The 20,391-nt window shown below is 42.1% G+C and carries 15 protein-coding genes and 1 other RNA gene; 9 read left to right on the forward strand and 7 right to left on the reverse strand.

From position 1 onward, the window contains the following. The first annotated feature begins 312 nt into the window (after window positions 1-312). The 4 genes from H5300_RS00005 to H5300_RS00020 all read left to right on the forward strand — a co-directional run bounded on the left by H5300_RS00005 (window position 313) and on the right by H5300_RS00020 (window position 7,359). Window positions 313-1,989, forward strand: coding sequence for a class I SAM-dependent DNA methyltransferase (locus H5300_RS00005; protein WP_182795205.1), 1,677 nt, complete (start codon window positions 313-315; stop codon window positions 1,987-1,989). A 2-nt stretch (window positions 1,990-1,991) separates the two neighbouring features. Continuing rightward, complete coding sequence (locus tag H5300_RS00010; RefSeq protein WP_182795206.1) at window positions 1,992-3,173, forward strand: restriction endonuclease subunit S; 1,182 nt, start codon at window positions 1,992-1,994, stop codon at window positions 3,171-3,173. An 84-nt stretch (window positions 3,174-3,257) separates the two neighbouring features. Continuing rightward, a complete protein-coding gene (locus H5300_RS00015) occupies window positions 3,258-6,641 on the forward strand; it encodes a type I restriction endonuclease subunit R (RefSeq protein WP_182795207.1) in 3,384 nt (1,127 codons plus the stop codon). A gap of 16 nt (window positions 6,642-6,657) precedes the next feature. After that, entirely contained in the window at window positions 6,658-7,359 is a 702-nt protein-coding gene (locus tag H5300_RS00020) for a M48 family metallopeptidase (protein WP_182795208.1), read from the forward strand. A gap of 570 nt (window positions 7,360-7,929) precedes the next feature. Here the strand turns inward: H5300_RS00020 and H5300_RS00025 are convergent. The 4 genes from H5300_RS00025 to smpB all read right to left on the reverse strand — a co-directional run bounded on the left by H5300_RS00025 (window position 7,930) and on the right by smpB (window position 11,021). Beyond that, the gene (locus H5300_RS00025) at window positions 7,930-8,199 is read right to left on the reverse strand and encodes an AlpA family transcriptional regulator (RefSeq protein ID WP_182795209.1); all 270 of its coding nucleotides are present in this window, start codon (window positions 8,197-8,199) and stop codon (window positions 7,930-7,932) included. Window positions 8,200-8,480: 281 nt separating this feature from the next. Further along, window positions 8,481-9,887: a tyrosine-type recombinase/integrase gene (locus H5300_RS00030; RefSeq protein WP_182795210.1), complete on the reverse strand. Its 1,407-nt coding sequence runs from the start codon at window positions 9,885-9,887 to the stop codon at window positions 8,481-8,483. Window positions 9,888-10,102: 215 nt separating this feature from the next. Then, window positions 10,103-10,469, reverse strand: a transfer-messenger RNA (tmRNA) gene (ssrA, locus tag H5300_RS00035). 66 nt (window positions 10,470-10,535) lie between these two features. Beyond that, complete coding sequence (smpB, locus tag H5300_RS00040; RefSeq protein WP_004735156.1) at window positions 10,536-11,021, reverse strand: SsrA-binding protein SmpB; 486 nt, start codon at window positions 11,019-11,021, stop codon at window positions 10,536-10,538. A 119-nt stretch (window positions 11,022-11,140) separates the two neighbouring features. Here smpB and H5300_RS00045 point away from each other — a divergent pair, with 119 nt between their 5' ends. Together H5300_RS00045 and H5300_RS00050 are read left to right on the forward strand one after the other, a co-directional pair. Next, a complete protein-coding gene (locus H5300_RS00045; protein ID WP_004735157.1) occupies window positions 11,141-11,569 on the forward strand; it encodes an SRPBCC family protein in 429 nt (142 codons plus the stop codon). A gap of 3 nt (window positions 11,570-11,572) precedes the next feature. Then, a complete protein-coding gene (locus H5300_RS00050; protein ID WP_004735158.1) occupies window positions 11,573-11,884 on the forward strand; it encodes an RnfH family protein in 312 nt (103 codons plus the stop codon). Window positions 11,885-12,114: 230 nt separating this feature from the next. Here the strand turns inward: H5300_RS00050 and bamE are convergent, their stop codons facing one another. From bamE to nadK, 3 genes are all read right to left on the reverse strand, one after another. Continuing rightward, window positions 12,115-12,474: an outer membrane protein assembly factor BamE gene (bamE, locus tag H5300_RS00055; protein ID WP_004735159.1), complete on the reverse strand. Its 360-nt coding sequence runs from the start codon at window positions 12,472-12,474 to the stop codon at window positions 12,115-12,117. Window positions 12,475-12,641: 167 nt separating this feature from the next. Next, on the reverse strand, window positions 12,642-14,306 hold the full coding sequence (gene recN, locus H5300_RS00060; protein WP_017088942.1) for a DNA repair protein RecN: 1,665 nt from the start codon (window positions 14,304-14,306) through the stop codon (window positions 12,642-12,644). Between the two features lie 294 nt (window positions 14,307-14,600). Continuing rightward, entirely contained in the window at window positions 14,601-15,485 is an 885-nt protein-coding gene (gene nadK / locus H5300_RS00065) for an NAD(+) kinase (protein WP_004735161.1), read from the reverse strand. A 143-nt stretch (window positions 15,486-15,628) separates the two neighbouring features. Here nadK and grpE point away from each other — a divergent pair, with 143 nt between their 5' ends. The 3 genes from grpE (at window position 15,629) to dnaK (ending at window position 20,130) form a co-directional block, all read left to right on the forward strand. Further along, window positions 15,629-16,210: a nucleotide exchange factor GrpE gene (gene grpE, locus H5300_RS00070; RefSeq protein WP_017059864.1), complete on the forward strand. Its 582-nt coding sequence runs from the start codon at window positions 15,629-15,631 to the stop codon at window positions 16,208-16,210. 392 nt (window positions 16,211-16,602) lie between these two features. Continuing rightward, complete coding sequence (locus H5300_RS00075) at window positions 16,603-17,877, forward strand: dicarboxylate/amino acid:cation symporter (protein ID WP_004735163.1); 1,275 nt, start codon at window positions 16,603-16,605, stop codon at window positions 17,875-17,877. A gap of 339 nt (window positions 17,878-18,216) precedes the next feature. Further along, window positions 18,217-20,130, forward strand: a complete 1,914-nt coding sequence (dnaK, locus tag H5300_RS00080) for a molecular chaperone DnaK (RefSeq protein WP_009848331.1) — start codon at window positions 18,217-18,219, stop codon at window positions 20,128-20,130. Window positions 20,131-20,391: the final 261 nt, after the last annotated feature.

The following is a 20,391-nucleotide window of genomic DNA, read 5'->3' on the forward strand; positions in this document are numbered from 1 at the left end:
GATATCCGTGACGATAAAAGTCAACATGATCAATGTGGTGACTGTTAAGTTGCTGATATTTCTGCTATTGGTGTTTTTTATCGGTCAACGTTAGAAGAGAACACTGTTCTAATGTGGTTTTCACATTTTACTTTTCTGAAATCACACGATGAAAAACAAAAAAAAGCGCTTGAACAGTGTTCTTAGCTATCCAATATCACCAAGATTATGACTAGAGTTTACTTAAGTCGGCATTCTGTCAGGTATAATCACCTCAATTAGTAAAAAGCATTCGCAAGAGCGAATGCACTTCTATCGAGAGAATTATCGGTTATGACAACAGAATCAGCACCAGAAATTATTGAACTTAGTGATCTTAAAAAATGGCTTTGGGGCAGCGCTAACATTATGCGTGGCACCGTAGATAGCTCAGATTTCAAAAACTACATCTTTGGGCTTATTTTTATCAAACGTCTATCTGATGTGTTTGATGAGCGTGTTGCTGCGATAATGACTGAAGAACAGTGTTCTAGTGATGAAGCAATGGAACTTATTCTTGAGGATAACCCAGAGCAGTTCGTCCCTGTCGATGCTCGTTGGGCTAACTTAGTTGAAAAGACAGAAAATGTTGGTGAACGCATAGATGAAGCCTTTGCAGAAATCGAACGCCAAAACCCTTCTTTAGAAAAAGTACTTACCGCTATCCAGTTTGGTGATAAAGAGAAGCTGAGCAATGAATTGTTGATGCGTTTGTTGCGTCACTTCAACCAGCATAAGCTCGGCAATAAGAACCTCTACAAACCCGATCTATTAGGTGATGCATACGAATACCTTATTGCAATGTTTGCCGATGATGCAGGTAAGAAAGGGGGCGAGTTCTATACCCCACACGAAGTAGTGGAGCTAATAGTAAAACTAATCGACCCGCAACCGACTCATGAAATTTACGACCCAACCAACGGCTCTGGCGGTATGTTGGTTGAAGCTGCTCGTCACATCAAAGAAAACTACCCAACCAATGGCATGGTGATGGGTAAGCCTAATTGTAAGTTATACGGTCAAGAAAAGAACCTAGGTACATGGGCAATTGCAAAACTGAACATCTTTCTGCATAACCTAGATGGTGACATTAAACGTGGTGATACGCTGGTTAACCCACAACATAAAGACGGCAACGGATTACAAACCTTTGACCGAGTAATTTCGAACCCACCTTTCTCGATAAAAGAGTGGTGGGAGCCTTTAGAAATCAATAAAAAGACTAAGACAGACAAAAAAGGCAAAGAAGTTGAAGTTAACCCTAAATACAGTTCTGAGCTTAAAGACCCTTATGGTCGTTTTGGTTTAGGTGTTGCTCCTCGCACTAAAGCGGATTTAGCTTTCTTACAGCACATAATCGCATCAACGAAAGAGGATGGTCGTATTGGTGTTGTCGTTCCTCATGGGGTGCTATTCCGTGAAGGTGATGAAGGTAAGATTCGCAAAGGTTTATTAGTAGGCAAAGACGATCTAGCTGGTGACTTGATTGAAGCGGTGGTCGGTTTGCCGCCTGCCTTGTTCTTTAATACAGGCATTGCAGCAGCGGTCGTTGTTCTTAATAAGAAAAAAACTGCTGAGATGAAAAACAAAGTGATCTTTATCGATGCATCGGAAGAATGTGACGATAGCGATAAAATGAGCCGCCTTCGTGATAAAGATATCGAAAAAATCACGAAGAAATATAATGAAGCTAAACAAGCTGTAATTGATGCTGGCGAACAAACCACAGAGTCACTATCTAAATTGTTGGATTCTGTTGCTGTAGATAAGTACCTACGTGTTGTAGATATGAGCGAGATTGAGGCTAATGATTTTAACCTCAATATTAGCCGCTATGTTGATACTTCTGAAGATGAGGAAGTCGTATGTATAAACAGTACGCTGGAGTCGTTGAAGCAGATAGATGGTCAGTTGGATGAAGTGGATAAAAAACTTTCTATGTATCTTAAATCGCTATCTGTTGAGGTTTGATGATGAAAAATTGGACTACATCTTCGGTGAGTGAGCTGTGTACTCTTCACTATGGAAAATCGCCTAAAGAAATTGAAATCGAAGGAGGGGTATTTCCTATCTATGGTACAGGAGGTGTTGTAGGTTTTACTGACAAATATTTATATGCTAATCCAAGCATCATTCTTGGTAGAAAAGGATCAATTGGTAATGTTCATTACGTAGACATGCCATTTTGGACTATTGACACAACATTCTACGTAGAACCAAAAAGTTGTGATGTGAAATGGTTGTATTATGTTTTTAGCAATCTCAATCTTGAAAAACTAAATGAAGCAACTGGAGTTCCAAGTTTAAGTCGCAACAATATTTATGCTCAACGACTATTTATACCCAAGGAAAAAAACGAACAACAAAAAATCGCTGAAGTGCTCTCTACGGCTGATCAGAAAATCGATCTCATTAACCAAAAAATAACAGAAACACAAAAGCTAAAAACAGGCTTAATGCAGAAGCTATTTTCTGAGGGTGTTGGTGTTCAGGATGAAGAGGGTAATTGGGAGCTACATACTGAGTTCCAAGTAGCATCAGGCGTGAATGTGCCAGCGTGTTGGAATTTAATGAGTCTAGAAAGTATTGCTACTGTGGAGCGAGGGAAATTTTCAGCTAGACCTAGAAATGATCCTAAATACTATGGGGGAGAGATTCCTTTTGTTCAAACTGGGGATGTAGTTAACGCTGCTACATATATTGAAACTTACTCTCAAACTCTGAATGAGTTGGGGTTAACAGTAAGTAAAATATTTCCAGTAGGGACTATCTTGATCACTATCGCTGCGAATATAGGCGATGTTGCAATAACTAAGTACCCACTAGCTTGCCCCGATAGTTTGGTTGGTATTCAGGCTAATGAGAGTAAATGCAATGTACATTGGCTCTTCTATTTTTTGCAGACACAAAAATCAGAGTTAGATTCAAAAGCGACTAAAAGTGCGCAAAAAAATATAAACCTACAGGTTTTGAAGCCTTTAACTGTGTATCTTCCATCACTGGAAGAGCAAAGTATCATTGCTGAAACGTTATCAACAGTTGATGAAAAGTTAGCTTTATTAGAAAAACAAAAAGTAGAAACTCAGCAGCTCAAAAAAGGCTTAATGCAGAAACTTCTAACTGGTGAATGGCGAGTACCGCTAGATAATCATTAAGTAATGTACACCAGTAGAAAAGATGCCTTCATAAGAAGGCATCATTAACTAGCAATAATAAAAGCGATAAAAGAAGGAATGGCAATGTCAGGTCAGGCTGATGCATCGAAACCAGAATTAGCAGGTGTAGAGCGCCCTGCAATCGAGTGGCTTAAAAAGCTGAGTTACACCCATATCAAAGGTAGCCAAGTCAAACAAACCCATAAAGCAGAACCTGTGATATTGGAAGAGGTTCTGATTGATAGGCTCCACGCTTTAAACCCTTGGTTGGCGGAAGTGCCAAGCGGTGCTACTAAAGCGATAAAGCAATTACGTGATATCTGGTTTGCTCAAAACAATGACCTGATGCTTGCTAACCACACCTTCTGGAAAGACGTACTGTTCCATTCTAACCTGCAACAAAAAGACAAAAACGGACAACCTCGTAGCATCCGCTTTATTAACCAAACAAGCGCAGAGGGAAATCACTTCCACGTAGTCGATCAATATTTGGGGAAGAATGCCAATGACGAACAGTTCAAACCTGACCTGCTCTTGTTCATCAACGGTTTACCTTTAGCCATAATCGAATGCAAAGCCAGCTCAGTTAAGCTAAGCAAAGGCATTGCACAAATTGATGGCTATCAAGGTTCATTCAGCCAGCATTTTGCTTTTAATATGGTTTGCGCAGCCATTAATCGTAGCCAAGCAAAATATGGTGCTATTTGTGCGCCAGAACAGTTCTACCTCACTTATAAATTTGATGCAAAAAAGCCTGATGAACAAGCCATTCTTGAAGAACTGGAACAGAAGTTAGGTAAAACCCCATCAGAACAAGACAAGCTTATTTGGGCGCTGTTTGAGCCTTCACGTTTCGTCCGTTTAGTCTGCTTCTATCCAATGTTTGAAGTTGAAGATGGGCGCATGATTAAAAAGCTTCCTCGTTACCAACAATGGCGTGCAGTAGAGAAAACATTACTTCGTCTGCAAGGCAAAGACCCTGCGTTAATGGGCGAAGAGCTTGGTGGTGTTGTCTGGCATACCCAAGGAAGTGGTAAATCACTGACGATGGCATTGCTTGCTCGATTAATGAGAACAGAAGTCTCAAGCTTAGGTAATCCAAGTATTTTGGTGCTTACCGACCGTACCAGTCTTGATCAGCAAATTCACAATACCTTTATTAATGTAGGGCTTGAAGCTGCAAAAGCGGATTCTGTCGCGGGGCTTGAAAGTATGCTCAGCAATGATTACGGCACTATTTTTACATCGACTGTACAGAAATTTCAAGAAAGTGATGGCAAACAAATCAATGCAGCACAAGAGTCTGAAGACAGTGATGAAACTGATGACGGTGCTAGCTCTAAAAGCCGAGTGAAGCGTGTTCTAAGAAAAGATGATAACGGTAAAGAGCAGTGCTGGATTGTTAAAGAAAACAACAAAAACTATGGATTATCTGATTCATCTGGTAATTCACTAAAGCCTAAATGGAAAAAAGTCAGTGAAGAGAAAGTTGATTTTAGAGTTCTGAGTACTAAGCCTAACTTCTATGTAATGGTCGATGAAGCTCATCGTAGTCAATACGGCTTCCTAGCTGCCTTTATGCGAGCTTCTTTACCTCGTGCTAAATTTATCGCTTTCACAGGCACGCCACTCATTAAAGATGATAAGAACACCTTAGGGGAGTTTGGTGGGACAGAATACATTGATACTTACCGATTGGATGAAGCAGTTGCTGATGGTGCTACATTACCGATCAAGTACCTTGAAGGGATGTCTCAATGGGGCAGTGATGGTTTGCTAAAACAAGCCTTTGAAGATGAGTTTGCCAATGAACCATTGGCTCGTAAGAAGAAGCTTAAACAAGAGTTACTGAAAAAAAGACGTGGTGCGCTTGAGCGTATTGAAGAGAATGCAAAGCATCTAGTGGAGCACTTCCTAACAGGTGTTAAACCTAGAGGCTTTAAAGGCATGCTTGTTTGTGACGGTCGTGATATGGCAGTGCGCTACAAAGATATGATTGATGAAATCATGGCTGAGCGCCAAAGCAAAGGTCTTCCAACCTTTGAAAGCCGTGTTGTGATATCCCTGGGGAGTATGACTGAAAAACGCACAGGGATTAGCGAGCAACAAGCTCATTATGAGACTGGTTCAAAAACAAAGCTAGAAACAATAGAAGAGCGAGTTAAGCGCGAGCTTTCGGAAGGTGTTAAGCCAATTGCCGTACCTTCAGAGGAGATTTCTCAACTGGTCAATGATGAGTTTAAATTGCCATATGGAGACGAGTCGGAAAATAAAACAGATGAAGACGCTAAGGTTAATAACATCGGTTTAGTGATAGTTTCGGATATGCTACTAACTGGTTGGGATGCGCCAATCGTTAATACTCTGTATTTAGATAAACCTTTAAAAGAGCACACATTGCTGCAAGCCATTGCTCGCGTAAACCGAACTCGTACAGGAAAGAAAGCGGGTTATATTGTGGATTACTATGGTGTAGTTGAGTATCTCGATGAAGCGCTGAAAATGTATAGTAATGATGTTCAACCCGAGCAAGTGTGGACTGATGTTGAGTCTGAATTGCCTAAGTTAAAAACCTCCTTAGCTAAGATTCAAGATATTTTGCCTAAGAAATACAACTTGGTTAAACAGCCTGAATTGTATAAGGAAGATGCTGATCTATTCTTAGACCCTGATACTAAACTCGATATCGTAGAAGATTTCTTAGTCGCAGTGGCAGAGTTCAATAGTCGATTAGATGTAGTGCTCCCCGATGAGCGGGGAGCACCTTTTAAACCTTACTTTAAGGTGTTCAATGAAATCAAACTGCAACTGCGTAACAAAATGCCAGACAGTGCTGATGCGGTTCGTATAACGGCTTCTGAGTCAGAGTTAATTAAAGCGATGCTGGATGAACACATTGAAGCCAGTGAAGTAAAAAGCCTTCTTGGACGTGAGGTGTCGATTCTTGATACCGCAGATATGGATCTACTTCGAAAACAGAAAAGTGCAGGTAGTGCAGCGCTCGTGATGAAAAACAAACTTAAGCACACTATCAAGACGGGCAAAGGTAAAGATCCTGCTTTTTTTGGTGATTTAGAAGAAGAGCTAGAAAAGCTTATCAATGATGAGCGTGAAGGTCGTATTGAGCAGGCGATTTTCTTAGAACAATTAGAGTTGTTTACCCAACGAGTTCGAGATAAAGATGCTAAGCCATCAGAGATGGGCTTAGATACGGCTACAGAGAAGTCTGTGTACCACTATCTAGAAAAACAAGTTGATGAGGCTGAAGCACTAGCTTGGACAAAGGGCATTTTTAGTCATCCCGATATCGCGGAAGTGATGCTTTCACCTATCTGGAAAAAACAGAAAGATATTCATAACGAGATCAAGAAAACAGTACGTACGATCCTGCGAGGTCTCGGTGGTTGGGATATGACAGTCGCTCGCCAGCACTCAAACGAGATCTTTAACATCATGCTGAACAACTGATTGGGTTTAGAACGTTATGCCAGTTTTCCAATATGGAACCACTGAAATCGAGTGGATGTTTAAAGTTGATAAGAAGTTGTCACATCACTACGTCACCGTAGAAAGAGGTAAGACAGTTCTTCTTCGTGGTCCAGATGTGGCAGAAGAAGAGCAATTTGAATTGATTCGTTATCGTGCTCGTTGGATCAAGCAGCGTTTAGCTGAAGTAAACCAGCCGCAAAAAGATGAGATTGTGAGCGGCAGTAGAGCACCCTACAGAGGGCGTACATACTATTGTGAAGTTATCCCTGCTCCTGAGCTTTCAATGGTCGAGGTTAGCTTTAATCAAAGCCGTTTTAAGGTGTTATCGCCTGAAGGTCACTTTGTTAGCCGAGACCTATTTAAAGCGGCTCTTGAGCGTTTCTATCAGAAGAAATCGCAAGAGAAGATAGGCTCTCGTATCCGACATTGGCAACGAGAGACAGGTTTAGATGCCACGACATACAAAATTAAAAAATTTGAAGCTCGCTGGGCTAACTGCACTGATAATGATGTATTAGAGTTTCATCCACGCTGCATGGAGTTTTCAAACAATGTCATGGACTACATCATCATCCATGAACTCTGCCATACAGTGGAGAAAAGCCACAATAAAGTATTCTGGCAATTAGTGACGAAGCACTGTCCGAATTGGAAAGAGTTGCACGCAGAAGTAGAGCATTCTGGAATGGGGTTATAGTAGAAGTATCAAAGCCAAGTATGGCTTTGATTTTTTTCTATTATTTGGCTAGCGATAACTTACTTAACTGCTTTTGCTCAGCGTGGTTAGGCGAAGATATTTCAGTACCTTGGCTTCTTGTATTATGAAAACCAGATCTACTTGAGATTTATTATCATTTATTCCCTCAAGAAAATGTGTTATAACTATTATAACGGTTATAACTATTTTAAAGTTATAAATTTAATATAAGGCTCAAGCGTTATTTTGCTTTAGCACTCTTCTAAATCTTCATTTTCCTCTCAAAAAGCAGTGCGTCAAACAGCACTTCTACTGCGCCATTCCGCACTTTCAGTGCGCTATTCGGCATTTCTACTGCGTTATTACGCACTTTCGCTATAGTGGCACATATTTTCTTATTTTAATGTTTGCTTAACGCTTAGCGACCGTCATTGAGTGTATGCTTAGGGGGATAGCGAACATAAAAGTATGTATGCTTTATCTGATGGGTTTTTATTTGAGCATATTCGTCAAAGTAGAGCGTCCTGATGCAAGAAACCCGCAACAAGTGCGGGTTAGTCTAATTCAGTTTTAGATGGGATAAGTGACCTTGTCTCTTAGCTGTCCTCTCATCTCTATCAACTCTTGAACGGTATCTTTTTTATCTTTATTTTCAATTAAAGAAACCAAGTAGTGTTCAATTTCATATCGTAAAAAAGTGATACTGCTTCCGCCCAAAGAAATGCCTGGGGGGAACTCACCACTCTTAATCTTTCGATAAATGTTTGAGCGAGACATTGGTACAAGTTTTAGTACAGCAGCGAAACTCATAAACTGTAATTGTATTTTTTGTGTTTTCATTACACGTTGCCTATTTAATAAGCAAAAGCAAAAACGATTAAAAGATAGTCGTACTTCATAAAATCATAACAGCTATTATTAACGGCTAAGTTTATATAAGTGTTTGTTTTAGTTATTATCGTTATCTTTCGCAATTTTGCTTATTATATAGGTGTGATGTTTTAAGTGCTCACAGCACTGTTTATGCTTTTGCGCATCCACATTATGGATGACTGGTTAATCGTATTATCGTCTATTTGGAGAGTAAAGTCCCATTATTGTAAATGAGGCTTGAGTCACGTTTATTTTCTTACGGATACTTGACCTGCCAGAGAGTAGAAGTTTCCCGTCTGCTTAAGAATGAAATCACTCCACCAGGACAGAATTTCTCTACGCTTTTCAACATACTCTGCACCATTGTAAATAAGTCGCACACTGTTTTTATCCATGTGCGCCAAGCACAGTTCGACTTGCTCAGGATCAAAGCGTTCAATATGTCCGAACTTCTGACAGTCATTAAGCGTGGTACTGCCAACTGATCTCAGCCCATGAGCGACTATGGTTCCGCCCAAGCCTGAGCGCTTCATTGCCATATTGACCGTTTGAGGGTTCATGTAAGGTTTTTTTCCTCCTGGTTTACAGGATGGGAAAACATATTCGGAGTCACCCGTAATAGGATGCATATAGTCTAAGATTGCTTTAGCTTGCGGACTTAATGGAATGATATGGCTATTGTTGCCCTTCATTCTGTAGCCACCAATTTTTATAATCCCTTCTACTTCGTTGTACTCATCCCAGCGTAATTTTGATATTTCGCCAGTTCGAGACAGTAGATGCAACATTAGCTCAAAAGCCGCACGAGTCGTGATTTGAATATTGCTATTCCCCATCTTCTCCATGACTTCGCCAAGGCGCTCAGGGTTAACGGTGAGTTGATTAGAAGACTTCGGTTTTGAGAAGGCATTATTAAGCGTAATAAAGTTAGCGTACTCCTTTGAACTAATGTATCCCTTAGTCTCAGCAAACTCGGCTATTTGACGAACAATCTGACAACAGCGTTTAACGGTTTCTAAGTTGCCTCGCTTTTCGATAGGTTCAAGCACTTTAACAACCAGTGGCTTCTCTATCTTTTTGATTGGTATCTTGCCAAGTTTAGGAAGTAGGTAGTTATTTAAGCGACTCTTGATGTCCTGAGTGGCTCTGCGTTTACTTTTGATGTCTTTAAGTACCGATTCAGAAACAGCGCGACCTTGCTCATCCGCTTCTTTGCGAGCTTCTTTAATCTCGTTGTCGATGCTTATCTGATCTTCACGCTCTCTCTTGACTAAGAAAAGCTCTGCTACTTGCTTGAAAGTGAAACTTTGATTCAAGTAATCATGCATTTCGTCAAAGTTACTTTCCGTCACTTTGCCATCGGTCATGATGTTCGCAATTTCAACCTTAACTTTTGGATCTAAGTCATTGGCAATCATTTCGTTCAAAGCGTAGGTTTTTCTACGAGCTTCAGCCAATGACAGGGCAGGGTATTTACCTAAACTCATCTTCGTTTGTTTCTTGGTCAGTGGGCTAGTAAATGTGAAGAGCCAATTCTTAGTGCTCCCTTTCTTACCGCTGCGAACTCGAAGGGAAAGACCTTCACCATCGCTGACAAGCAATTCGGCTTTGTTTTCTGGTAGGGTAAGATTTTTATAGTAAGTATTTTTTTTCATTGTGTTGTTCCAACTTTCTTGGGGAATAACGGCACTCCCCAAATCTCCCCAAAACTATAACCATACGTTTTGGGGAATGGAATGGGGAGAAAGAAAGTTGGAATAGGGTGGAATGGGTTGGGACTATCTGGGACAGGGAAAAGTGGTAAATAGTAGAGAATTCAGGAGTTTAAGGCATAAAAAAAGACGTCCTGAGACGTCTTAATTTAATGAATTGGTGGAGCTGGCGGGAGTTGAACCCGCGTCCAAAAATCATTCATCATTGGTACTACATGCTTAGTCGATCTTTAATTTCACCAGCAACCTGCGAACCGACACGCTAGTTAAAGGCTAACCTGAATTGTTATTCGCGCTTTTCCTCTCAGGTGGGAGAATCCGCGCTAGCTAGTTTGGGTTTGATCTCTTATTGGTCCCCGTCTTACGAGCGGAAGCTAGGGTAAGAGAGCTCTGAGCAGGTTATTAAGCTGCTAGTGCGTAGTTTTCGTCGTTTGCGACTATTTTTTTGCGGCTTTTAACGTGGCCAACCGCCCCACGGCATGCACCTCAGACTTCAAAATTCCTGTCGAATCCTAAATCAGCCCCAAGTGTTATTTGCATAGTACCAGAAAAGCATTGCCTGTCTAGCACTGTGCGTTTAAGTGCTTAAAATTAACGCAAATTACTCTTCATAATTCGTGCTTTATCTCTCGCCCAATCTTTTTCTTTCATATCAGTACGTTTATCGTGCAGCTTTTTACCTTTCGCTACGCCAACTTTAATCTTCGCCCAAGAGCGAGACCAGTAAAGCGCGGTTGCGACAAGTGTCATGCCTTCACGGTTAATACGACCGATAAGGTTATCGAGTTCTTTTCTCGACATTAGTAGTTTACGGATGCGTGTTGGGTTCGCCACGATATGAGTACTCGCTTGAGTTAGCGGAGTGATCGTCATACCACTAATGAATGCTTCGCCGTCTCTGATGTAGACGTAGCTTTCTGCGATATTGGTTTTGCCTTCACGTAGGGATTTTACTTCCCAGCCTTGTAGCTCAAGCCCCGCTTCTATCTCATCATCGATGAAATATTCGTGGCGAGCTTTCTTATTAAGCGCAATGGTATTGCTACCGGCTTTTGATTTTGATTTATTCTTTGCCATAATGGCCTCATTATACGGATTGCACCCTAGTTGGGGAATCCTTTTTATTTGCGCTCTGGCCCAATACAATTAAAATTGCAGTTTGTGTTAATGTAACGCTGTCTTTAACAGGAGTCTATATGCCAAAGGTTACTCGTTCAGCATTAGTGTCGTTTAGTGCCGACCAGATGTTCAGCTTGGTCAATGATGTTGCTCGTTATCACGAGTTTTTGCCAGGGTGTTCTGGTTCACGTGTGATCGAATCTTCAGATTCAACTATGGTGGCTTCGGTTGATGTCTCTAAAGCGGGGATCAGCAAAACATTTACTACCTCTAACCGTTTAGCGGATGGTGCTGAGATCTTGATGGAACTGGTGGACGGCCCGTTTAAAAAGCTGCAGGGTGGTTGGTACTTTACTCCGCTCGATGAGCAAGCGTGTAAGGTTGAGCTTAAGTTAGAGTTTGAATTCTCTAGCCGAATGATTGAAATGGCATTTGGTAAGGTTTTCAATGAGCTGACGAGCAATATGGTCAGTGCTTTTACTCAACGCGCGAAACAGGTTTACTAAGCCATGACTATTGAATCAGATATGATCCACGTAGAGGTTGTGTTTGCACTTCCGCACGAACAGCGTGTGTTTACCTTGGTGGTGAACAAGAACGCGACCGTTGAAGAGATCATCGCACAGTCTGGTGTTTTGGAGTTGTATCCAGAGATCGACTTAGCGAAAAACAAGGTTGGTGTGTTCAGCCGTAACGTTAAGCTAGATGCGACGGTTCGTGATAAAGACCGTATCGAAATCTACCGAGCACTGTTAGCCGATCCAAAAGAGATTCGCCGTAAGCGTGCTGAACAAGCAAAAGCGGCCGCCGCTAAATCGTAATGCCAAACAAATTTAACTTAGAAGAGAGCTCGCTGTATTGGCGAGCTTTTTTGTGCCTGTTGGTTAGACAACGCACTTAATTTGTTAGCGGATATTAAAAAGCCTGCTCGTGAGCAGGCTTTTGCGATTCATACTTTGTCGACTGATAGTTTTGTCGACCGATAGCTTTGTCGACTGATAGCTTTATCGGCTAAGAGCTTTGTTGACTGGAAAGCTTTGTTGGTTGAAAGCTAGCGAAGGCTTTCGAAGAACTCATCACTGGCTTCAAAATCACCGTTGATCGTTACTAGAGTACCTGTGGCATCAAAGTTAACGACTAGGTTTTTCTGAATAGGGTCTTCATGGCCTTTTTGGTGGTGGTAAATGTAATACCACGTATCTGGGTAGCCGTTTTCGATAAGCATTGGTGAGCCCATAACGTAACGAACTTGTGTTTTTGTCATGCCAAACTTGAGCTGATCGACAGCTTCTTGTTCAACATAGTTACCCTGATTGATGTCAATTCGATAAACCAACTTCTCTAGTAGAGAGCAACCGGTCAACATTGTTAGTGCAAGTGGAACTGCAACTAACCACTTTTTAATTCGCATAGTTTGAGATCTTTCTTCGCTAAAATACTGCCTGATAATAAACAAGCTCCAGCAAGAAGTAAAAAGCTCCTTGCGCTTTGAGCTTGTTATGACTGGCAATTTTGAATTAAGTTGCAAAATTGCCAAGAATTTTCGGTAAATTATCAGAAAGTTGCCGAATATGTAACCTAAGCTGCGATTAATAACTCTTTTGCATTGGCAAGTGTCGATTCGGTAATTTGGCTGCCACCAAGCAGTCGAGCAAGCTCTGAAACGCGTTGTTGTTCATCAAGCGTGTGCATTTGGGTCTCGGTTTTACCTGATTTCGTGTTCTTCGCAACAAACAGCTGTTGGTGACCGCAACCGGCAACTTGAGGTAAGTGCGTCACACACATCACCTGCGTAGATTCGCCCAGCTTACGCAGCATTTTTCCGACAACCGCAGCGGTTGGCCCACTGATACCCACATCGACTTCATCGAAAATCAGGCTTGGTGTATCCACTTTTTGCGCTGTAATCACCTGAATCGCTAGTGAGATTCGTGATAACTCACCACCAGAAGCCACTTTAGCAATTGGCTGCATTGGTTGGCCTGGGTTGGTCGAAACAATGAAGGTCACGTTATCCATACCCAATGGGGAAGGGTGCGTGTTGGTGTTGTTCACTTCAATGGCAAACTGCGCTTTTTCCATGCTCAGCTCGTGCATGCTTTGCGTGATCAGCTTGTTGAGCTCTTTTGCGTAACGAGTTCGAGATTTATGAAGCTTCTCTGATTTGGCAACGAACGATTGGTATTGGTTTTCTACTTCGTTTGCTAATTCTTCCAACTTTTCATCAGAGCAATCAAGCGCTTCAACTTGTTGTAATAAGTCTTGATGGTGCTTATACAGCTCTTCTGGTAACACGTGGTGCTTACGAGACATAGACATCACTTTAGAGAAACGCTCTTCAACGTAAGCCATACGACCCGGATCGACATCAATGCTGTCTAGGTAGGTTCTTAATTCGTTATTGGTCTCTTCAATCTGAATAATGGCTTCAGACAGTAAGCTCGGCAATTCAGCCAATCTTTCATCAAGCTCAGCTAACTGAATTAGGGAGTTATTGGCCGATTGCAGAATACCAAGCGCATTAACTTCTTCGCCTTCATAAATAAGCTCGATAGCTTGCTGACAGGTTGTGGCCAGTTCTCCGCTATTGGAGAGGCGCTTATGCTCTTGTTCGAGGTCTTCATATTCTTCCTCCCCAATAGACAGCTCATTTAACTCTTTGATTTGGTATTCAAGAAGTTGTTTTTGAGCTTGATTTTGCTGGCTATTTTCACGTAACTCTTTCAAGTGGTTATCGGCTTGTCGCCAGGCTTGGTAAGCATTACGTGTCGATTTCAACAGGTTCAAGTGGCCTGCGTATTGATCAAGCATGGCCATTTGGTAATCGCTCTTCATCAATTGATGGTGCGCGTGTTGACCGTGAATGTTGATCAACAGCTGCCCAAGCGATTTCAATTGTGAAAGAGGGACAGGACTGCCGTTAATGAATGCGCGAGAACGACCTTCTTTAGAGATGGTTCTACGTAATATGCATTCACCGCCATCAAGCAGCTCGTTGTCTTCTAACCAGCGGGTAGCGTGTAGATTGTTCTCAAGTAAAAAAGCAGCACTGACTTCGGTTTTTTCTTCACCTTGTCGAACCATTCCCGCATCTGATCTTCCTCCAAGACATAAGCCTAAAGCATCGATAGCGATAGATTTACCCGCACCAGTTTCACCGGTGATTGTTGTCATGCCTTTAGAAAGTTCTAGCTGTAAAGACTTAACAATAGCGAAATTATTAACACTTAGATGAGCCAGCATTTTTATTTACCTGTATAACTGAACAATACTGTATATAAGCTCAGTATATACTGTTTCTTTATACAGTAAAGTCGACAGGTGAAAATTTTTTGTGACCGTTATCAGAATTGAGTGCGTCCGTAGATCACTGAAACCACTATAGATTCCCAACTCAGTCGTTCCTCCCTCTTGAGAATGACGGTATAAGGAATTGAAGAGAAGCTAGAGCCGACGGGCTTTTTACTGGCAATAAAAAAGGCTGACGAATGTCGTCTGCCTTTCAAATTTTTGGTTGCCACTGGAGCGTTTATTCTTTTAGAACAGCTTACTCGACCAGCCTAGTTTGTTACGTAGAACATGGTAGTAGTTGTAGTCTTTAGGATGGATCAACTTAAGTACATTCGGGCTTTGGTAAATGTGGATCTCATCGCCAGGAGAAACCGGTAGCGAGATTTGGCCATCGCAGCTGACTTCCTGAGTGCCGCGGTTATCAGGCGATACGATCAACTTGATACGACGTTTTCCATCCACCACAAGTGGGCGGCTTGAAAGGGTGTGCGGGAACATTGGCACTAGTGAGATAGCATTTAGGCTCGATGATAGGATAGGGCCGCCGCCAGAAAGCGAATAAGCAGTAGAACCTGTCGGGGTTGAGACGATCAAGCCATCAGAGCGCTGTGAGAAGGCGAAGCTGTCATCGATATACACCTCGAACTCGATCATGTGCGCGACTTGGCCGGGGTGCAGTACAGCCTCATTAAGGGCTGCATTGTGGCTTTTTATCTGGCCGTGACGATGAATTTCAGTTTCAAGTAAGAAGCGCTCTTCTTCCATGAACTCCCCCTTAAGCACATCAGTCAGCGCGCTCTGGAAGTTTTCAGGGTTGAGATCGGTTAGGAAACCAAGATTACCTCGGTTAACACCTATCACTGAAATGTCGAAACGTGACAAAATTCTAGCGGCACCGAGCATATTTCCATCACCACCCACAACAATTGCGAGATCGGCACGTTTACCCAATTCAATCAGGCTAGAAAAATGTTCTTGTGGGATATCGTCCAAAATGCTGGAGAGCCTATCATCAACAAACACTTGATAACCCTCAGTACTTAACCACTGATAGAGCTCTCTATGAGTCTGAATTGCTTGCTGATCTCGAGGTTTACCAATAATTGCGATGACTTCAAATGGCTTTTTCATAACGTTTCCAAACGAATTAGGCTTGAATCAAAATTCTTCATCCCCATAATAAAGGCAAGTTGAACGTCTATGCGAGTGTTTTATATCAATTTGAGGCGCAAACACGCCTGTCACTGGCATTGAAAACGAATTCTGGAGATATCATGAGCAACGAAGAAAACAAAGTAACCGAAGAAGAGCTAGATCAGATCATTGCTGAAGCTGAGAAAGTTGAAGAAGCTGAACTGAATGAAGACGCGGCTGATGAGCAGGAATCAAAAATTGCTCAACTAGAAGCCGCACTGCTTTCTAGTGAGTCTAAAGTGAAAGAGCAGCAAGATTCTGTTCTTCGCGCAAAGGCTGAAGTTGAGAATATGCGTCGTCGTACTGAGCAAGAAGTGGATAAAGCACGTAAATACGCGCTAAACAAATTCGCTGAAGGCCTACTACCTGTTATCGATAACCTAGAGCGTGCAGTACAAGCTGCAGATGCTGAGAACGAAGCGGTTAAGCCGATTCTTGAAGGTGTTGAGCTAACTCACAAAACGTTCGTAGATACAGTGGCTAAATTTGGTCTTACAGAGATCAACCCTGAAGGTGAAGCATTCAACCCTGAATTCCACCAAGCCATGTCTATTCAAGAAAGCCCAGACCACGAGTCAAACACTGTGATGTTTGTTATGCAGAAAGGCTACGAGCTTAACGGCCGTGTTATTCGCCCTGCAATGGTAATGGTTGCTAAGTAATTGAGTAGCCGCTTGCTAAGCAGTTGATTATTGCAGTTGCGAAGTAAGACAATAGCGGCGACAAAACAATTCACTGGTTAACGTGAAATGAAAAGAGAGGCATATGCCTCTCTTTTTTTATGCCTGTAACTTGAGAGTCCACGTGAATAGTCACCAAAATCGCATTAAGAATGTCGTTCTTTTTATTTTATCCAGAACAGTGATTTAGAGTTTTATATTATGAAACTGGTTGTTAATGAAGAAATGTTTTGATGTCACACTTGTAATGTTTTTGTAAATAAATGCTTTTAATTGTTACCTTTGTATGTAAAATCCACTGCAATATAGCGATTTGGGTCGCATATATAACTATAAAAGTACAATTTTTAAACACAACAAACTGGAGAAGAACGATGGACAAATCGCTCTCAAGTAAGATTTTTGTAGGCTTGTTTGCCGGCCTTATTATTGGTACTGCTATTCAGTACCTATTCAGCGGCATTGCTATTTTTGATACGTACCTACTCGGCGCTGCTGAAGGTGCTGGTGGTATGTTCGTATCACTTATCAAGTTGCTTGTAGTACCTCTTGTATACGTATCTATTGTTTGCGGTATCGTTGAGCTAAAAGATATTCGTTCATTCGGTCGTCTTGGTGGTAAAACCTTTGGTCTTTACATTATTAACACCATCATCGCGATTTCTGCAGCGCTAACGATTGGTCTTATTTTCCAACCGGGTGCTGGTGCGAATCTAGCGGGTACAGTTTCTGAGACAATTGCGCTTACAACAACTGAAACGCCAGATATCTTCTCTCTTGTTGTTAATATCGTTCCTAGCAACCCTGTAGAAGCATTTGCAAGCGGAGACATGCTGCAAATCATCTTCATGGCTATTCTGACTGGTCTTGCTATCCAAGCTCTTGATTCTCGTGGTGGCCCAGCTATCAAGACATTCAAGATGGCTAACGAAATCATGATGAAGCTTATCGGCCTAGTAATGAGCCTTGCGCCATACGGTGTATTTGCTCTGATGATTCAATTAGGTGCAACACTTGATGCAAACACGCTAATGTCAGTTGCTGGCTATGTAGCGCTTGTTGTGGCAATGCTTGTGTTCTGGATCTTCTTCTTCTACCCAATGATGGTTGGTTCATTCACTGGTATTTCTCCAAAGCAGTTCCTACGTGCAACTCGTGAGCAAATCCTTTTCTCACTATCGACGGCAAGTTCGAACGCGACGATTCCAGTAACAATGCGTACTCTGACGGACAAACTGAACGTATCTAAGTCAGTGGCAGGTTTCGGTGTACCACTAGGTGCAACAATGAACATGTCTGGTGTATCTATCTACATCGCACTAGCAACTATGTTCGTAGCAAACGCATTCGGTCAGCCAATCAACACTGCTGATATCTTTACTCTAGGTCTAACTATCTTGCTACTGTCTATCGGTGCTGGTGGTGTTCCTGGTGGTGGTGTGGTTATGGTCGGTGTTCTATTGCACCAACTAGGTTTGCCACCAGAAGGTCTAGCGATTGTTGCTGCTGTTGACCGTATCTGTGACATGTTCTGTACTTCTTCTAACGTTGTTGGTGATACTGCGGTTAACACTATCGTAGCGAAATCTGAAAACGAAATCGGCGTTGAAGCTAACGAAGAAGCTGAACTAAAGAAAGCAGAAGCATAATCAAAAACTTTTCCTCTATAGATGCAATCTAAGTGGAAAGCCTGAATAGATAAACGGAGCCTAAGTGGCTCCGTTTTTTATTGGGTGATCAACCCAGTTATGGGGCTCACATTAAGGTAATGAGATGTATTCGTGTCTAATCATTCCTTTTATTAAAATAAATGTGAAAAAATCCAGTATCCCCCTTGAAAAGGCTTCGTGAGCCCTTATCTATGGTGCATACGAAAGCAAAATACATTTGCATTTAAATTTTGTGTATTAGGGTTGAATCCCTGATTACTACCCCCCACATAGTGGGTATAGCAAAAAACTAAATAGAATTTATTCGGAGAAAGCCTGATGGGTCGAATCATTGGTATTGATTTAGGTACTACTAACTCTTGTGTTGCTGTTCTTGACGGTGACAAACCACGCGTATTAGAAAATGCTGAAGGCGAACGCACAACAGCATCGGTAATCGCATACACTGAAGGCGAGACGCTAGTTGGTCAACCTGCGAAACGTCAAGCTGTTACTAACCCTCAAAACACGCTATACGCGATTAAGCGTCTAATCGGTCGTCGTTTTGAAGATGAAGAAGTTCAACGCGATATCGAAATCATGCCTTTTAACATTGTTAAAGCTGATAACGGTGATGCATGGGTTGAAGCGCAAGGCCAAAAAATGGCTGCTCCTCAAGTATCTGCTGAAGTTCTTAAGAAAATGAAGAAAACAGCTGAAGACTTCCTAGGCGAAGAAGTAACTGGCGCAGTAGTAACTGTTCCTGCTTACTTCAACGATGCTCAACGTCAAGCAACGAAAGATGCTGGCCGTATCGCTGGTCTAGATGTTAAACGTATCATCAACGAACCTACTGCTGCTGCTCTGGCTTACGGCCTAGACAAGCAAGGTGGTGATCGCACTATCGCTGTATACGACCTTGGTGGTGGTACATTCGATATCTCTATCATCGAAATCGATGAAGTAGAAGGCGAGAAGACTTTCGAAGTTCTTTCAACTAACGGTGATACTCACCTTGGTGGTGAAGATTTCGATAACCGCATGATCAACTACCTAGTAGATGAGTTCAAGAAAGAGCAAGGTATCGACCTTAAAGCTGATCCACTAGCAATGCAGCGTGTTAAAGAAGCAGCAGAAAAAGCGAAAATCGAGCTTTCTTCTACTACTCAAACTGACGTAAACCTACCTTACGTTACTGCTGATGCGACTGGTCCTAAGCACATGAACATCAAAGTGACTCGTGCGAAGCTTGAGTCTCTAGTTGAAGACCTAGTTCAACGTTCTCTTGAGCCACTAAAAGTTGCTCTAGCAGATGCTGACCTATCTGTAGGCGAAATCACTGACGTTATCCTAGTTGGTGGTCAGACTCGTATGCCTATGGTTCAAGCTAAAGTAACTGAGTTCTTCGGTAAAGAGCCACGTAAAGACGTGAACCCTGACGAAGCTGTTGCAATGGGTGCTGCTGTTCAAGGTGGTGTACTAGCTGGTGAAGTTAAAGACGTTCTTCTTCTAGACGTTACTCCTCTATCTTTCGGTATCGAAACGATGGGCGGTGTAATGACTAAGCTTATCGAGAAAAACACAACTATCCCTACTAAAGCGGATCAAGTGTTCTCTACAGCTGAAGACAACCAAAGCGCAGTAACTATCCACGTTCTTCAAGGTGAGCGTAAGCAAGCGACTTACAACAAGTCTCTTGGTCAGTTCAACCTAGAAGGTATCCAACCAGCACCACGTGGCATGCCACAAGTTGAAGTAACATTCGACCTAGATGCTGACGGTATCCTGAACGTATCTGCTAAAGATAAAGCGACAGGTAAAGAGCAGAAGATCACTATCCAAGCATCAGGCGGTTTGTCTGAGGAAGAGATCGAAGCAATGGTTCAAGAAGCAGAAGCTAACAAAGAAGCTGACAAGAAGTTCGAAGAGCTAGTAACTGCACGTAACCAAGCTGACCAAATGATTCACGGCACTAAGAAGCAAGTAGAAGAAGCTGGTGAAGCTCTACCTGCAGACGAGAAAGCTAAAATCGAAGCAGCTATCGAAGCTCTAGAATCAGTTAAGTCTGGTGACGACAAAGAAGCTATCGACGCTAAAGTTCAAGAACTTATGCAAGCAGCTCAAAAGCTAATGGAAATTGCTCAACAGAAAGCTCAAGCTGAACAAGCTGGTGCTGACGCTGGTGAACAACCTAAGCAAGATGACGACGTTGTTGATGCAGAGTTTGAAGAAGTTAAAGAAGACAAAAAATAATTTTTCGTCGCTATAACACGTGATTTCTGCGTCGAAGGTACTCACTTACACTTGCCTCTTTATTGGCTAAGAAAGTCCGTGCCTTCTCCTTGAACTAACGTGTTTTAGCTTAGAAAAAGTCGTTTTTCGATTTCTAAAGATACGGGCGTCAGAGGTAACTCTCACGCCCGTAAATTTGTATTTAGACTTGTCGATCTAGATAATAGCTTTATTCGGCATTTCAGCCGGCAGAACTTTTATCTAGATTGATACATAGACTAC

Origin of the sequence: Vibrio sp. SG41-7, assembly GCF_014164465.1 — a bacterium.
Taxonomy (GTDB): Bacteria; Pseudomonadota; Gammaproteobacteria; order Enterobacterales; family Vibrionaceae; genus Vibrio; species Vibrio splendidus.

Coding starts and splice junctions, on each gene's coding strand:
- H5300_RS00075 (WP_004735163.1), top strand. CDS start 16,603: ATGGACAAATCGCTCTCAAGTAAGATTTTTGTAGGCTTGTTTGCCGGC.
- H5300_RS00030 (WP_182795210.1), bottom strand. CDS start 9,887: ATGAAAAAAAATACTTACTATAAAAATCTTACCCTACCAGAAAACAAA.
- bamE (WP_004735159.1), bottom strand. CDS start 12,474: ATGCGAATTAAAAAGTGGTTAGTTGCAGTTCCACTTGCACTAACAATG.
- grpE (WP_017059864.1), top strand. CDS start 15,629: ATGAGCAACGAAGAAAACAAAGTAACCGAAGAAGAGCTAGATCAGATC.
- H5300_RS00025 (WP_182795209.1), bottom strand. CDS start 8,199: ATGAAAACACAAAAAATACAATTACAGTTTATGAGTTTCGCTGCTGTA.
- H5300_RS00010 (WP_182795206.1), top strand. CDS start 1,992: ATGAAAAATTGGACTACATCTTCGGTGAGTGAGCTGTGTACTCTTCAC.
- smpB (WP_004735156.1), bottom strand. CDS start 11,021: ATGGCAAAGAATAAATCAAAATCAAAAGCCGGTAGCAATACCATTGCG.
- recN (WP_017088942.1), bottom strand. CDS start 14,306: ATGCTGGCTCATCTAAGTGTTAATAATTTCGCTATTGTTAAGTCTTTA.
- H5300_RS00005 (WP_182795205.1), top strand. CDS start 313: ATGACAACAGAATCAGCACCAGAAATTATTGAACTTAGTGATCTTAAA.
- H5300_RS00020 (WP_182795208.1), top strand. CDS start 6,658: ATGCCAGTTTTCCAATATGGAACCACTGAAATCGAGTGGATGTTTAAA.
- dnaK (WP_009848331.1), top strand. CDS start 18,217: ATGGGTCGAATCATTGGTATTGATTTAGGTACTACTAACTCTTGTGTT.
- H5300_RS00050 (WP_004735158.1), top strand. CDS start 11,573: ATGACTATTGAATCAGATATGATCCACGTAGAGGTTGTGTTTGCACTT.
- nadK (WP_004735161.1), bottom strand. CDS start 15,485: ATGAAAAAGCCATTTGAAGTCATCGCAATTATTGGTAAACCTCGAGAT.
- H5300_RS00015 (WP_182795207.1), top strand. CDS start 3,258: ATGTCAGGTCAGGCTGATGCATCGAAACCAGAATTAGCAGGTGTAGAG.
- H5300_RS00045 (WP_004735157.1), top strand. CDS start 11,141: ATGCCAAAGGTTACTCGTTCAGCATTAGTGTCGTTTAGTGCCGACCAG.